The following is a 14,050-nucleotide window of genomic DNA, read 5'->3' on the forward strand; positions in this document are numbered from 1 at the left end:
AATCCTATCAAAATACAGGCAATTCGAACTATTTTGATAAAATTCCACAAATTTTTCACTTAATTATGTGATTTTTTATAACGAGTACTCCTAAATTCCTATCTGCCTTCGAATCCTTTATAATAAAGGTAAACCAATCATACACGCCAGAGAGGATGGTTATTCCATGCCCGATCGAATAGGTACACGATACGTGCCAAGTACACAAATCGTCTCTTTCCCTCATGGAACTCTCCATTATGGTGATGATGTATTTCTGACTCGCAAAGTATTACTGTATCGTAAAGCGCTTCGTCACAATCAACTCGGTGTCGATTACATAAGCTCACTTCAGGATAAAGCCGCGTTTATTCACGATGGATTTCATCACATGTTGGATACATCTATCGCCCAGGATGCCGTCACCATTATTTTACAAGCCAAAAGTGGTTCGCTGTTTGCCCATACCATGTTCAAACGCAAATGGACCTATGCCGCTGTTGTCGCGATTATTAGCGACTTAGGGGTTTCCCTGTTAGATGCTATGGAAGACAAGATTACAGGCTTTTCCGTACGTCCAGATAATTTATGGTTAACCGATCAGAATAAACTTTCCGTCATCAACTATTGGGAGGTAGATGAACATCAAGAGCAAGGAGCCGTTGGCCTCTGCCGCTTAATGATTCAGCTGCTTACGGGGAGCGAAACGATTTCCGATACATTCGAGGTTATGCATACGAGTCTGGAACGTGCTTCGATTCCAAGTGCGACGACAGAGCAGAAATTAGCTTTGATTCGCCTCATCAAATTTATATGTCATGGGCAATCTTCGTTATCCTCACTCATATTCGGACTGCGGAGTTTACCTCCTTCTGTCCCTAGCAACCCTAACAACAAAAGTATAAAACAAGATGAGCTGATCTCTGAGGAGACAACAGAAGTACTGCCAACTGCACAATATGAGAGCCATACCCGATCTACTCGTTCGGCTAAATGGATTGCGCTAGGGTCCGTTTCAGCTCTCGTGATAGGGATTATCTCTGTTTGGTATCTGTGGCCGGAGCCAAAGGTTGTTCAAACCGTCGTCATCATCTCTCCTACGCCAACAAGTACACCAATAGCAACTGTAAGCCCAAGCGCCACACCAAATGCTAAGCTAACGAGTATGAATGAAGCTACCGAGGAAACTGAAGTACCTAATCTGGTAGGCAAGACACAAGCGGATGCGGAACAGCTCGCGCTAGCTGCGGGACTCCACTACAACTTCGTCATTGAAACAAGCACCCAAGCCAAAGGTATCGTAACGAAACAAGAACCAAAAGCAGGAACCAAGGGCTTGGTTGGGAATAATGTAACGTTTTGGGTGAGTAAGGGGGCACAGTGAGGAGATAGGTAAGGGAATGAGTCACTGAGAGCGGGGACAGGTGAGAGATAGGTGACAGGGAGCGCTGTACGGTGACAGGGAGAGGCACTCCACTCACCTTGCCCCGTTTCATTACGTAAGCCAGATTGCCCAGCTCCATTCCGAGCTCTAGGCTCAATTTCAGCTGGAAAATATACAGCTAATTTCGTTTAAATCAGTTGTATTCTATATTTAGATGGATAAACTCCAGCTAATTTTCGGGTTTCCGTTAGTTTTGCAGGAAACGACCGAAATAGCTGGGGTTTTTCCAGTTATCTCCCCTTTCGACGAGAAATCGAAAGAAATACATGGAGATTTTCCATCTATTTCGTATTCAAGAGCTGAGATAGGAAGAGAGACTCTTCGGGTTGCCTGACAGCAGAATACATAGCAAACTACATCAACCTCAATACCACCTGTAGCATCTTTGGTTTACGTCCTTATACGAACGGAACATCGTTCCACTATTTGGAAAATAGGTGTTTTCGCCGAGTTGCGGATCACTCCCCCGCCGCAGCACAAAAAAAGCAGTTCTAGTCGCGAACGACTCGAACTGCTCTTTTCATTTTAAGCGTGGAAATCTTGACCTGAACGAACTTCTTTCACATAGCCAGCGCGGATAACGAAGTCACCGAAGTGTTCTTCATGTTGACGCTCTTTGGCATAATGAGGAATGATCGTTTGCAAGGAATCCAGAATCTCGGATTCACCGATATTTTCTTTGTATAATTTATTCAAGCGGTTTCCTGCAAATCCGCCACCAAGGTACATGTTGTACTTGCCTGCAGCCTTACCGATGAACGCAAGTTCAGCAAGCATTGGTCGTGCGCAACCATTCGGGCAACCTGTCATCCGAATCGTAATTTCCTGTTCACGAAGGCCAACACCTTCAAGGATGGACTCTACTTTCGTAATCAAAGAAGGCAGGTAACGCTCCGATTCCGCCATTGCGAGTCCGCAAGTCGGGAACGCAACACACGCCATCGAGTTTCTACGCAATGCGGAGTAGTGTAGACCATCCGTAATGCCGTGATCTTTGATCAGTTCTTCGATTTTCTTCTTTTTCTGAGCGCTGACGTTGCCGATGATCAAGTTCTGATTCGACGTAAGTCGGAAATCACCACTGTGGATCTTTGCAATTTCACGAAGGCCTGTCATCAGGCGATAGTCTCCATCATCCATTACGCGGCCGTTCTGAATGAACATGGTGAAATGCCACTTGCCATTGCTGCCCTTCACCCAACCATAACGATCTCCGTTGGATTCAAAATGGAAGGCGCGAGCTGGCTCAAGGTTCCAACCTAGACGCGTTTGTAGTTCATTCACGAACCACTCAATACCGCGATCATCGATTGTGTATTTGAAACGAGCATGCTTACGAACGGAACGATCCCCGTAATCGCGTTGGATCATGACTGTTTTCTCAGCTAGATCAACAGCCTGCTCCGGCTTAATGAAGCCGATCACTTGACCAACTTGCGGATACGTTTTGACATCTCCGTGAGACATCCCCATACCGCCACCGACGGATACGTTAAAGCCCACCAAACGACCATCTTCAATAACCGCGATGTAACCAAGATCCTGTGAATATACATCTACATCGTTGGATGGTGGAACTGCGATACCGATTTTGAACTTACGCGGTAAATACACAGGTCCGTAAATCGGCTCTTGCTCTTCTGCGTCGCGGCTATCGACGATTTTCTCACCGTCTAACCAAATCTCATGATACGCTCTCGTACGAGGATCCAAGTGGTTTGAGATGCGATTCGCCCACTCATATACCTCGCCGTGAATTTCGGATTGGTAGGGGTTCGGGTTACACATCACGTTACGATTCACGTCGCCACATGCAGCAAGCGTGCTTAGCATAGATGCGTTAACTTCTTGAATCGTTTTCTTCATGTTCCATTTAATCACGCCATGCAATTGAAAGGATTGACGTGTTGTAAGACGAATGGTGCCATTCGCATACTTCTGAGCAACACGATCCATCATCAACCATTGGTCAGAGGTTACAATACCGCCTGCAGCACGTACGCGCAGCATGAACTGATAGGCAGGCTCAAGCTTCTGCTTCGCACGTTCATTACGCAAGTCACGATCGTCTTGCATATAGCTGCCATGGAATTTCATCAAGCGGTTGTCATCCTCGGGGATGGAACCGGTGATGCGATTTTCAAGCGTTTCTTCTAGACTTCCGCGTAAATAATTACTGCGGATTTTAATTTGTTCAACATCACTATGCGGCGCACTATTCTTCGATAGTAAATTATTTTCTGACATCTTGAGCTTTCTCCTCTCGCGATCGCGGGGATCCCGTTTTAATAAACATCCCGTTGATAACGTTTTTGCTGTTGCATATTAGCCAAATATTGCACGGCTTCTTCGTTATTTAATCCGCCTTCTTGCTCAAGAATCGTGAGCAGCGCAGCATTCACATCGTGTGCCATCTTCTTCTCGTCACCGCAAATATAGACAACAGCGCCTTCTTGCAGCCATTGATACAGCTCGCGACTTTTCTCCAACATACGATTCTGCACGTATACTTTTTGATCCGTATCACGAGAGAACGCTACGTCTAGTTTCGTTAGAACGCCGTCTTTCAACCAACGCTGCCATTCAACTTGATACAAGAAATCTGTAGCGAAGTGTTGATCTCCATAGAATAACCACGTTTTACCATCTGCACCCGTCTCTTCTCTCTCTGCAAGGAAAGAACGGAATGGCGCTACACCAGTACCAGGTCCAATCATAATAATTGGCGTTTCTGGGTTCTCAGGAAGCTTGAAATTCGGGTTGCTCTGAATGTAAACCGGCAACGCTGCACCTGACTGTGCACGCTCTGCCAAGTGAACGGAACAAACTCCATAACGATTACGACCATTCGCTTCATAACGAACCGCACGTACAGTGATGTGCACTTCATCTGGTGAAGCTTTGGATGAGCTAGCAATGGAATACAAACGAGCAGGCAGTTTACGAAGCACGGCTACGAATTGACTAGCAGACACACCTTGTAGGGAGAAGTCTTGCACTAAATCTAATAAATCGCGGCCAGCGATGTACGATTTCAACTCAGCTTCATTGCCAGCAGCAACAAGCGCTTGAAGCTTCTCGTTTGAAGAAAGCTTGGCAACTTGCTCTAACAAAGGCTTCGTCAATGTAGTGATTTCATAGTAACGAGTAAGTGCTTCTTGCAACGGACGCTCTTCCCCATTTTTGTTTACAGCAACAGGCGTACTTGCATTCCAATCCATAGCTTGAATCAATTCAGTAACTAGACGCGGATGATTCTCTGGGAATACACCCAAGCTGTCACCTGGTTCATATTGCAGATTGGATCCCTCTAAGGAGATTTCCACATGGCGCGTTTCACGATCGGAGCCGCGGCCATTTAAGTTCAAATTCTCAAGCACTTCCGCTTGGAACGGGTTCGTTCTGGAGTATTCCGACTCCGTGGAAGGGGCACTTCCAGCCGCAGTAGTTGAACCACCAACAACAGCACTAGCCGATGCAGCGTTCAGAGCACCCAACACACCTGAAACCCAAGCCGCTGCCGGCTCATCAAAGTCAACATCACAATCAACACGCTCAGTTAATGATTTGGCACCAAGCTCCTGCAAACGCTTATCAAAATCTTTACCTGTTTGACAGAAGAATTCATACGAAGTATCACCCAAGGAAAGAACGGAATAACGAAGTTCTTCTAATTGAGGTGCTCTTTTGCTATGAAGGAATTCGTAGAATGAGATCGCATTATCCGGTGGATCGCCTTCGCCATGCGTACTAACGATCATAAGAAGGTTTTGGACCTTTTTCAAATTGTTCGGTTTGAAGTCACTCATCGAGGAAAGCGTTACTTGGAACGATTGCTCTTCTAGCTTCTTCGCTAGCTTTTTAGCTAATCCATGAGAATTACCTGTTTGGGATCCGAATAGTACAGTTACTTCTTTGGAAATGACAGGTTGATTAGCTACAGCGGTCGGCACGGTAGTAACAGGTGCTGCCGCAGAATTTGTCGAACCTTGTTGAGCTGTTAGATAGCCACTCAACCAAATACGTTGAGTATCCGTCAACGTTGGTAGGACGCGGTTGAGCAATTCAACTTGCTCTTGGTTAAAAGGACTGTTTAAGACTTGAAGTTCCAACAAAATCCACCTCATCAGCATGTATTGATAAGCTTTGCTATTATTCGCACTATTTTTTACTCTCCATTGAAAACTATCATAGTGCGCACCGTAGGTCAATTAGAATCATCTTATGAGACTTATAAGGGGAATTGATATATGGTTAAATGAGCACTTTTCATGCAAAAAATGACCCCAAAATGGGGTCATTTCAACATTTTTATCCAATATTAACCTTTCACTGCTGACCCTACGGTCATCGCCTTCTCAACTTGCTCACTGAATAGGATATAAACCAAGACCGTTGGCAAGCTTGCTATTGTCATCGCTGCCCCCATTGCCCCCCAGTTTGTCGTAAACTGACCTTGGAAGAAGAGTAATCCAAGCGGTAAGGTTTTCAGCGATTCTTTGGTAATTAAAATGAGTGCCATCGTGAATTCATTCCAAGAGGATAAGAAAACGAAAATGACCATCGTCGCCATTGCCGGTTTAATAATTGGTAAAATAATAGTATAAAACGTTCGGTAAATACTAGCTCCATCCATACACGCGGATTCTTCTAGTTCAACAGGAATAGAACGGAAAAAGCCATAAAACACCATGCTAGAGAACGAAATATTAAATGCAATATAAGGAACGATGAGTGCACCATACGTGTTAGCTAAGTGGAAATCACGAACAAGAATAGCCAATGGGATCATGATGACTTGTACCGGAATGAACATCCCGATGACTACATAGATTCTTGCCACCTCTTTGAAACGCCATTGCATGCGAGCTACTGCATAGGAAAACGTTACAGAGAGCACAATCGTCCCTACGACCGTACAGGCTGCCACGAGCAAGCTGTTGCTAAAGTACTGCGGCACATTAAATTTGGACCAAGCATCCACATAATTTTCAAAGCGAAAATGTGTGGGAATCCCGAAAGGATTCGTAACGAAAATTTCATTATTATTTTTCAGTGAATAGAAAATCATCCACAATAACGGATACACCGACAACCCCGCATACACCCATAAAAGAATGCCAAGGAGCGGATTTTTTTTGCGCAATTTGAGTAGGCCGTTCATCTTTAACATCCTCCTTAAAGTTTTCGTAAGAAAACTGGCTTCGTAAGCATTAGTTTAAAAGGTAATACGTTCACGTGCGATAAGTTTATTAATCGCTAAGGTTACGATCAAACATTCAATAACAAGGAACGCTGCAGCCGCACTGCCATAGCCGAATTCGCCAACACGGAAAGCGGAACGGTACATCAGATACGTCAACGTGTAGGTGGAGTTACCTGGCCCGCCGCCTGTCATGATAAACATGTTAGCAAAAGCGTTCAACCCACCTGTAATCGCGAGGACTAAGCAAAATTTGTATGTCTCAGCCAGCATCGGAATCGTAATTTTCATATGTGCTTTGAATTTGGAAGCACCGTCGATACGGGCAGCCTCTAAGTACTGTTCTGGCACGGACTTCACAGCCGCAAGAAGCAGAGCGAACTGGTACCCCATGTACTGCCAAGCATTGACGAAGGCAATCGCGAAGATCGCTGTTTTGCTGTTCGTCAGCCAGTCTTGACGGTACGAGATTCCTAGTGCTTCGAATACTTTGTTGATCAAACCATACTCACTGTTATACATCGCCAACCAGAGCTGGCAGACGACGGTAATCGAAAGCACAACTGGAATGAAGTAGGAAATACGTAGAATCTTACTCCCTTTGAAGCCCTCTGCTACGGCAAAAGCGAGTACAGACCCAATCCCAATTTGCACAACGGCTAGGATGGCTGCAAACACAAGACCATTATAAAGGGATGTATAGAAAATACTATCTTGAAACAATCGCGTGTAATTATCTAGAAAGATAAACGTGCCTTCACTCAAACCATCCCATTCGAAGGTACTGCGGTAAAAGGTTTGTAAAATCGGATAAAACACGATCACTGTATACAAAAGGAGAGCAGGCAGCGTGAACAGCATAATCGCTACTTTATTTCCCATGAATTTGCGCATGTCATCACTTCCCTTGTAAAGTAGAAGACTCACTCTGGGTTTGAGCATTCCAGGGTGAGTCTCCTTGTCATAGAATCACATTTATTTGGCTGTTACTGCTGCTTTATTCAAATCTTTGACGAATTGATCAGACGTATAATTACCTGTCATTAGGTTTTGAGTTGCATCTTCAAGTGCTGCTTTGAACTTCGGATTGGACAAGCCCCATGAGAAAGCGGTTGTGCTTGTGATTTTCGGAATATCCTTGGAAAGCTGATCCATCATTGGAGGGAACTGCTTCACAATCGGCTTATCCACTTTGGTTGCTACGATCGGGTTGCTGCGGTTCGTGAACTTGTACTCGGCATATTTCAAGGAAATAAAGGATGCAACTTTCGCTGCTAGCTCTTTATCCTTCGTGTTTGCGGATACCGCATATCCACCTGGACCACCGCTGCCACTGAAGGCTGTTTTACCTTTTTCATAGGCTGCTGCGTCAGCTGCTGGCAAGTACATGTAGCCGGCTTTGTCACCAAGTGCTTTGGTCGCTGCTTCAATTTCCCATTGACCGTTGATGAACATTGCTGCTTTACCTTCATGGTAAAGTGCCGCGGCTTGGTCATAGTTTAAGTTGGTTGCGCCTTTTGGCAGCATGCCTGCTTTCACAAGCTCGATAATTTTATCAGCAGCTGTTTTGTAAGCCGCGTCTTCTGCTTTCGCCGTACCTTTATCCAACTTGTTAATACCGCCTGGATCAGCACGTGTTACGAACATGTCATACAGCGCTACGCAAGGCCATTTCTCTTTGGCAAAAATGGAAAGCGGTGTCACACCTTTTGCATTGAACGTTTTAACAGCTGTCATCATTTCATCATACGTTGTTGGCACTTTCACGCCGTTTTGTTGGAACAAATCTTTGTTGTAGTACAACAGGGCAACTTCGTTCCCTGCATACGGGAACGCGTACGTGTGACCATCATCCGTCACGAGTGTGTTCATTGCGCTCGGCTGCATTTTGTCCTTGAAACCAAACTTCGTTACGTACTCATCCAACATTAGGATGTTATTGGATTTTTTGAACGTGTCGATAATGTCTAAACCTGCTTGGAAAATGTCCGGAAGATTCCCCGTCGCTGCATAAGTCTTCAACTTCTGTCCATCATCTTGTGCTTGGATATCTAGCTCTAGCTCGACATTCGGCATTTCCTTTTTCAATTCAGCTACCGCATAGTCATAAGGTGTTTTCGTATCTTCATCTGCATATTGGGCATATATTCTAAGTTTTACTGGCTTTGCATCCGCCTTAGCAGGTGCTGTTGTTGCTGCAGCTGTTGCCGCCGGGGCCGCGCTGGTTGTTTCTTTCGGTGATTCTGTGGAACCGCAAGCTGCTAGGCTAGTCGCCGCGAGTAAGCTTACGAGAGTAACTGCCATCTTTTTCATGTGTAGACCTCCCAATAATTCTTGTGCGTTTCTCCTCTTTACATCCTCAGTATAGAGGCAAAAACCCACAGTGATAATGGAATAACTGAGGGCTTCTTGTAAAATCCGCACATTCGTGTGCAGTCGTTATATGCGATTATTCTCATACTCACTTGGCGAATACCCGAAGAATTTCTTGAAGCTTTTGCTAAAATAGCTAGGGTCATTGACACCAATCTGCTCCGCAATATCTGCCAATCGTATGTTTCCCTTGCCAAGTAACTCCTTCGCTTTATGCATACGAACATGCGTCACATAATCCGTTACCGTCATGCCGATTTCCTTCTTAAATATCGCCCGCAAATAGCTTGGGTTAATGAACACCTGCTGGGCAATCTGATCCAATTGGAGCTCCGAATCCATATATTGCCCCTCGATATACTCTTTGGCTGATTGGGCAATTTTCGAGGATCTCGTCTTCTTGTGCTTGTTCGTATATTGAATCGCCTTCGCGAATAGCTCCTTGATCCATGTCGATGTGCTCTCGATTGAACCCAACCTCTTGATTTCACTATAGGGGTAAAAGGCTTCGCCAAAGCAATCCTCAATGGGATGCCCCATCTCCGTGACATAGGATAAACAAACTGAGATGAGTCCCATGGATATCACATAGGTATATTCCAAAGACAACCGCTGCTCCCGAATAGATTGGAAAACTTCTTCCAGCTTATCTTCTACTTTCTCCGTATTATGCATGCGCAAGAGTACGAGCAGCTCCTCGTTAACTTCCGTCGGGTAGAGTGCCTGCTTACCAGAATCAAGCACACTGGAACCGTACGCAATGACGCGATCATTTCCTAAGACGAATTTGTTTTGTAAAGCCTCTAACGCTTCTAAGTAAGAAGTTCGAATTCCGCCGTAGCCAGACTGACTCCGACCAACACCAATGGTGATCGTGAATTTCAAATACTTTTTGATCAGAAAAATTAGCTTCTCATATCCCTCTAACGCAGGAACCTCGAGTTCCTTCCCTCCTTGATGCTCGACTAGACAAATAATCCGCCCTTCTGCCCCGTTGAAAATAAGGTGATGCCCCGTTTCCTCTAACGCTTCATTGAGAATGTTCGTAACTGCATATTTCCACAGTAAGCGCTCGCTCACTTGATTCCATTTGACATCCATATGGTCAATTTCAATGCACGCAACGACAAACAAGGAGGAGGCGAAAGACTCCCCGAGTTGTTGGAGTTTCTGCGTTGTTTCCTCTGGAGAATGATGATAGTCACTGCTAAGCAAATGGTTCAAGTAGCTTTCTTTCATCAATTGTTGATTTTCCTTGAGGGTGGATCGTTCTTCCCGTGCTTTCTCATGCTCCTTCTGCAGCTTAAGCAGCGTCAAGATGAGTTCATCCTTGGAGAACGGCTTGAGGATATAGTCCTCCACACCGAGTTTCAGCGCCTTGCGCGCATAATCAAATTCATTATGTCCTGTGATGAGGACCACGCTCGTTGCTGGATAGTGCTCCTTCAATTGCTCAGTAAGGGTCAAACCATCCATGAAAGGCATTGTTATATCTACAAGCGCTATATCAGGCTGATGCAATTGAACTTGCTCGAGGGCTTCGATCCCGTTCTTCGCTTCGGCACAAAGTTCAAAGCCATAGGCCTCCCAGTCTAATGCTGAACGCAAATATTCTCGGAAAATCGATTCATCATCGACGATTACTATTTTCTGCATGCTCATCTACTCCTCGTCACTTTGAAAAGGCAACCATAGTGTAACTTCCGTGCCTTGTCCTTGTTCACTTGTAATTTGTAAGCCATATTCATCTCCATAGTACAATTGGATACGGTCGTTCACATTTTTGAAGCCATATCCCACGGCCTCTTGAGGAGATTCCGTCTTTTTCACAATGGCCTTGAGCCGATCTGCGTCCATGCCTACGCCATCATCGGCGACGATGATTTTTATTTTGGCATCTACAATTTCGCCTGTTACCTTGAGAAGTCCAAGACTCCCTTTTGTTTTGAGCCCGTGATAAATCGCGTTTTCGATAAGCGGCTGTATGGTCAGTTTCGGAATTTGACCGATTAGCACTTCGTTATGAATATCAAATTCATAGGTAAATACATCGGAATATCGGATCCGTTGAATAGCTAAATAGTCCTTCACGTTGCGAATTTCTTCTTCAATTGTGATGGTTTCGCGGCCTTTACTTAACGCAGCGCGATAGAAATCCGCCAGTGCTTTCGTCGTCCGCTGCACATCGCGGGTTCGTCCCATTTCCGAAAGCGTATAAATGACATCTAACGTATTATAGAGGAAATGCGGCTTAATCTGCGCTTGAATCAGGGCAAGCTCGTATTCCCGCTTCTTCTTTTGCTCCCAATTAATGTTGGTCAAAAGCTCTTGAATCCGCCGAATCATCGCATTAAAGCCAGAAGACAGCATCCCGATTTCATCTTCAGAATTTACTTGGAATTCGATATCTAAGCTGCCTTCCTTGACCTTCTTCATGTATTTCGTGAGCCCCATAATGGGCTTGGCAATCAATTGGGAGAGCATTCCTGCGCCAAGAAGGGCAAAAAAGAGGCAGACAATACCCAGCAGCACGATAAGCAGCGTAATTTTGTGCGTATCTGCCGTTAAGGATGCAAGAGGCGCCTTCGATATTAATTTCCAACCAAAGCTAGGTACATCGGAGCTGACAACGAGCGTTTTCTCATATTTGAAGGAAGTCGGTTCGGACGCATGCTTACTTGATGTGATCCAACGCTTCATCTCGGAATTTGCCACTTCTTGGAGGACATCCTCTGGATGCTGCGAAGAGATAACAACCCCTTCATCATCCACGATAAAATAACTGCCATCTTGGATCGAACCGATTTTCTGATAAATGGCGGATAAAGAGCTCTCCTTGATATTGAGTACAAGCAGGCCAAGCTTCTGCCCGGTGTAGATGTTTACAATCCGCTTGCCTAACGTCATCACCGTTTCTTGCGAGCCATTGGTTAAATAATCTCTGCGCTGCATGGGGAACCAAATGTTATTCCCGCTCGATGCATCAATTTGCTTTAACAGGGGACTAGTTGTGATCCAGTCGCGATTACGCTCCATAAGAACATTCGAGCCATAGATCCGATTATTCGTATCAATGAATGCCGCTGACTGCACATCGGGGAAAACGAGCAAGGCAAAGCTCAGCTGATTCGTGATTTGCGTGTACATTTGCAGGCTAGTTTCTGGTGCGGCTAAGGATTGGGGATCTTCTACGATCACCTTATTGAGATTGATGGTCAACATATTCGCGCAGCTTTCCACGTTCGTTAACATGCCTGTGATGCGGGTAATGATGAGGGAGGAGTTGTCCGACACGTTTTTGATCGTTTTTTTGACGATGGCGTTCGTATACACTTGGTTCGAAACGAACCCCAGCACAAATAAAGGCACGAAGATCAATGGAAAATAAATGAGAATGATTTTATATCGAATGCGTTGGTTGCGAAACCAGTGTGATGTAGGAATCAACTTCTGAAGTATATGCATGAATGCCCTCCCTTTAGCGAAAACAAAAAATCCTTTACAATGCAACGTCAGGAGTTTCCTGTCCGTTACATTGTAAAGGATTCATACCTTTTTTTAAACTCACCACATAGTGTGAACATTAGCTGGTGCTTTCCAAACTATTTTCTCGGAATAAACTTATCTGTCTAGCTTGAATTTCAAGAAGTAAAAACATGAGAAATTCCTTACTCAGCTTCATACGGCTTGCATTTATATAGGCATCAACAAGCGTGTCATTGGAGATGGCTTTCAAATTATCGCGATCATTCATTGTGCAACAACCATTTCGGGTTTTCTTCTAGCATCGACATCATTTTCTTCATCGATTGTTGGATTTGTTCATCGGAGGGCAAGCATATATTGCCATAAGATTGTTGTACAACATCCGTTAACACCGAATCAAAAATGCCATTAAACTGCTCTGATTTCACATGAACCCCTCCTAATTTTCATTTATTTGGAAATTCCTATTTCTATCTTAGCTTGAAGTGCGTGAAAAAACAGCGCATTTATTTTTGCATCTCTTACATCTTTTTTTTCTATATTATGTAATTTTGTTTGCATTCAGGGAGGCGCGATAAATGGTTTGTGGTGCGGGTTTGAGCATGATAGTGCGTAAGAACTATGTCGAGATAGTACGTGAGTCTTGCGCTGGAAAGTGCGGGAGATGGCGGAGCGAATTATTCTCCAAATGCCCCTCTCGCGCTCGTGTAAGTCGATTTATTCGACTTACGCACCTCCATAGCACACATCGTGCTCCCGCAAGTCGATTTATTCGACTTACGCAACTCCACAGCATACATCAAGCTCCTGTAGGTCGATTTATTCGACTTACGCAACTCCAATGCACACATCGCGCTCCCGCAAGTCGATTTATTCGACTTACGCACCTCCATAGCACATATCGTGCTCCCGTAAGTCGATTTATTCGAATTACGGAACTCCACAGCACACATCGTGCTCCCGTTAGTCGATTTATTCGACTTACGCACCTCCACAGCACACATCGTGCTCCCGTTAGTCGATTTATTCGACTTACGGAACTCCACACCCCGCATGCCGCGCTCAACTAGTCGATTGGATCTACTCATTCTGATTTCCCCACAGGCTCGCTCAGGTCCATTTACTGCCGCATCACCGAATAGTCCGAATTTGCCGAATTAATCTCATCGTCCGCATCATGAAAGCTTAATTAGTCCCAATAAGCCCATCTAAATCGCCCCAAAATCAAAAACGCCGCCACCTCCGTCTGAACGGAGATAGCGGCGTATGCCAAACTTGCATTTACTCGCGATGATGCTGATGATGTTCAACAATGCTTGAAGCTTCCATTAATTCTCGCATGACGTCAGAGCGCAACTGTTGATTCGTGAATTCACCTTTTACAAATAGATGTCCCTTGTCACTGGAAGTATAACGTGGTGGAAGCTTGTTCAGCGCGATTGCCAATATATCATCTTGGCACGTTAAACAATCACACTTCAATTCATAGTTCTTCCGGAATTCTTCGAACAACTGCTTAACCACGGTTTCCATTGCGTTGATGACAGCCATCTGTAACTCTCCCT

Annotated in this window: 12 protein-coding genes; 1 reads left to right on the forward strand and 11 read right to left on the reverse strand. The window is 44.8% G+C overall.

Going from position 1 to position 14,050, the window contains the following annotated elements; all coding sequences use genetic code 11:
- Positions 1 to 166 precede the first annotated feature (166 nt).
- Positions 167 to 1,363, forward strand: coding sequence for a Stk1 family PASTA domain-containing Ser/Thr kinase (locus tag L6I86_RS24825; RefSeq protein WP_236291091.1), 1,197 nt, complete (start codon positions 167 to 169; stop codon positions 1,361 to 1,363).
- A 585-nt stretch (positions 1,364 to 1,948) separates the two neighbouring features.
- Here the strand turns inward: L6I86_RS24825 and cysI are convergent.
- From cysI to L6I86_RS24880, 11 genes are all read right to left on the reverse strand, one after another.
- Positions 1,949 to 3,670 (reverse strand): assimilatory sulfite reductase (NADPH) hemoprotein subunit, encoded by a 1,722-nt coding sequence (cysI, locus tag L6I86_RS24830; RefSeq protein ID WP_236291092.1) that lies wholly within the window; start codon positions 3,668 to 3,670, stop codon positions 1,949 to 1,951.
- A 38-nt stretch (positions 3,671 to 3,708) separates the two neighbouring features.
- Positions 3,709 to 5,535, reverse strand: coding sequence for an assimilatory sulfite reductase (NADPH) flavoprotein subunit (locus L6I86_RS24835; protein ID WP_236291093.1), 1,827 nt, complete (start codon positions 5,533 to 5,535; stop codon positions 3,709 to 3,711).
- Positions 5,536 to 5,744: 209 nt separating this feature from the next.
- The gene (locus tag L6I86_RS24840) at positions 5,745 to 6,587 is read right to left on the reverse strand and encodes a carbohydrate ABC transporter permease (RefSeq protein WP_236291094.1); all 843 of its coding nucleotides are present in this window, start codon (positions 6,585 to 6,587) and stop codon (positions 5,745 to 5,747) included.
- Between the two features lie 54 nt (positions 6,588 to 6,641).
- Positions 6,642 to 7,520 carry a carbohydrate ABC transporter permease gene (locus tag L6I86_RS24845; RefSeq protein ID WP_236291095.1) on the reverse strand — a complete coding sequence of 293 codons (879 nt, stop codon included), beginning with the start codon at positions 7,518 to 7,520 and terminating at the stop codon, positions 6,642 to 6,644.
- 81 nt (positions 7,521 to 7,601) lie between these two features.
- The gene (locus tag L6I86_RS24850; protein WP_236291096.1) at positions 7,602 to 8,939 is read right to left on the reverse strand and encodes an ABC transporter substrate-binding protein; all 1,338 of its coding nucleotides are present in this window, start codon (positions 8,937 to 8,939) and stop codon (positions 7,602 to 7,604) included.
- A gap of 126 nt (positions 8,940 to 9,065) precedes the next feature.
- Positions 9,066 to 10,655 (reverse strand): response regulator, encoded by a 1,590-nt coding sequence (locus L6I86_RS24855; protein ID WP_236291097.1) that lies wholly within the window; start codon positions 10,653 to 10,655, stop codon positions 9,066 to 9,068.
- A 6-nt stretch (positions 10,656 to 10,661) separates the two neighbouring features.
- Positions 10,662 to 12,464 carry a sensor histidine kinase gene (locus tag L6I86_RS24860; RefSeq protein WP_236291098.1) on the reverse strand — a complete coding sequence of 601 codons (1,803 nt, stop codon included), beginning with the start codon at positions 12,462 to 12,464 and terminating at the stop codon, positions 10,662 to 10,664.
- 118 nt (positions 12,465 to 12,582) lie between these two features.
- A complete protein-coding gene (gene sda / locus L6I86_RS24865; RefSeq protein ID WP_082595238.1) occupies positions 12,583 to 12,753 on the reverse strand; it encodes a sporulation histidine kinase inhibitor Sda in 171 nt (56 codons plus the stop codon).
- Entirely contained in the window at positions 12,746 to 12,913 is a 168-nt protein-coding gene (locus tag L6I86_RS24870) for a hypothetical protein (RefSeq protein WP_157256816.1), read from the reverse strand. The genes sda and L6I86_RS24870 overlap by 8 nt, the downstream gene beginning before the upstream one ends.
- Before the next feature lie 249 nt (positions 12,914 to 13,162).
- Entirely contained in the window at positions 13,163 to 13,573 is a 411-nt protein-coding gene (locus L6I86_RS24875) for a hypothetical protein (RefSeq protein WP_236291099.1), read from the reverse strand.
- Between the two features lie 193 nt (positions 13,574 to 13,766).
- Positions 13,767 to 14,036 (reverse strand): late competence development ComFB family protein, encoded by a 270-nt coding sequence (locus L6I86_RS24880; RefSeq protein ID WP_056610014.1) that lies wholly within the window; start codon positions 14,034 to 14,036, stop codon positions 13,767 to 13,769.
- Between the last annotated feature and the right edge of the window lie 14 nt (positions 14,037 to 14,050).

It is taken from the genome of Paenibacillus allorhizoplanae, assembly GCF_927798215.1.
GTDB classification, from domain to species: Bacteria; Bacillota; Bacilli; order Paenibacillales; family NBRC-103111; genus Paenibacillus_E; species Paenibacillus_E allorhizoplanae.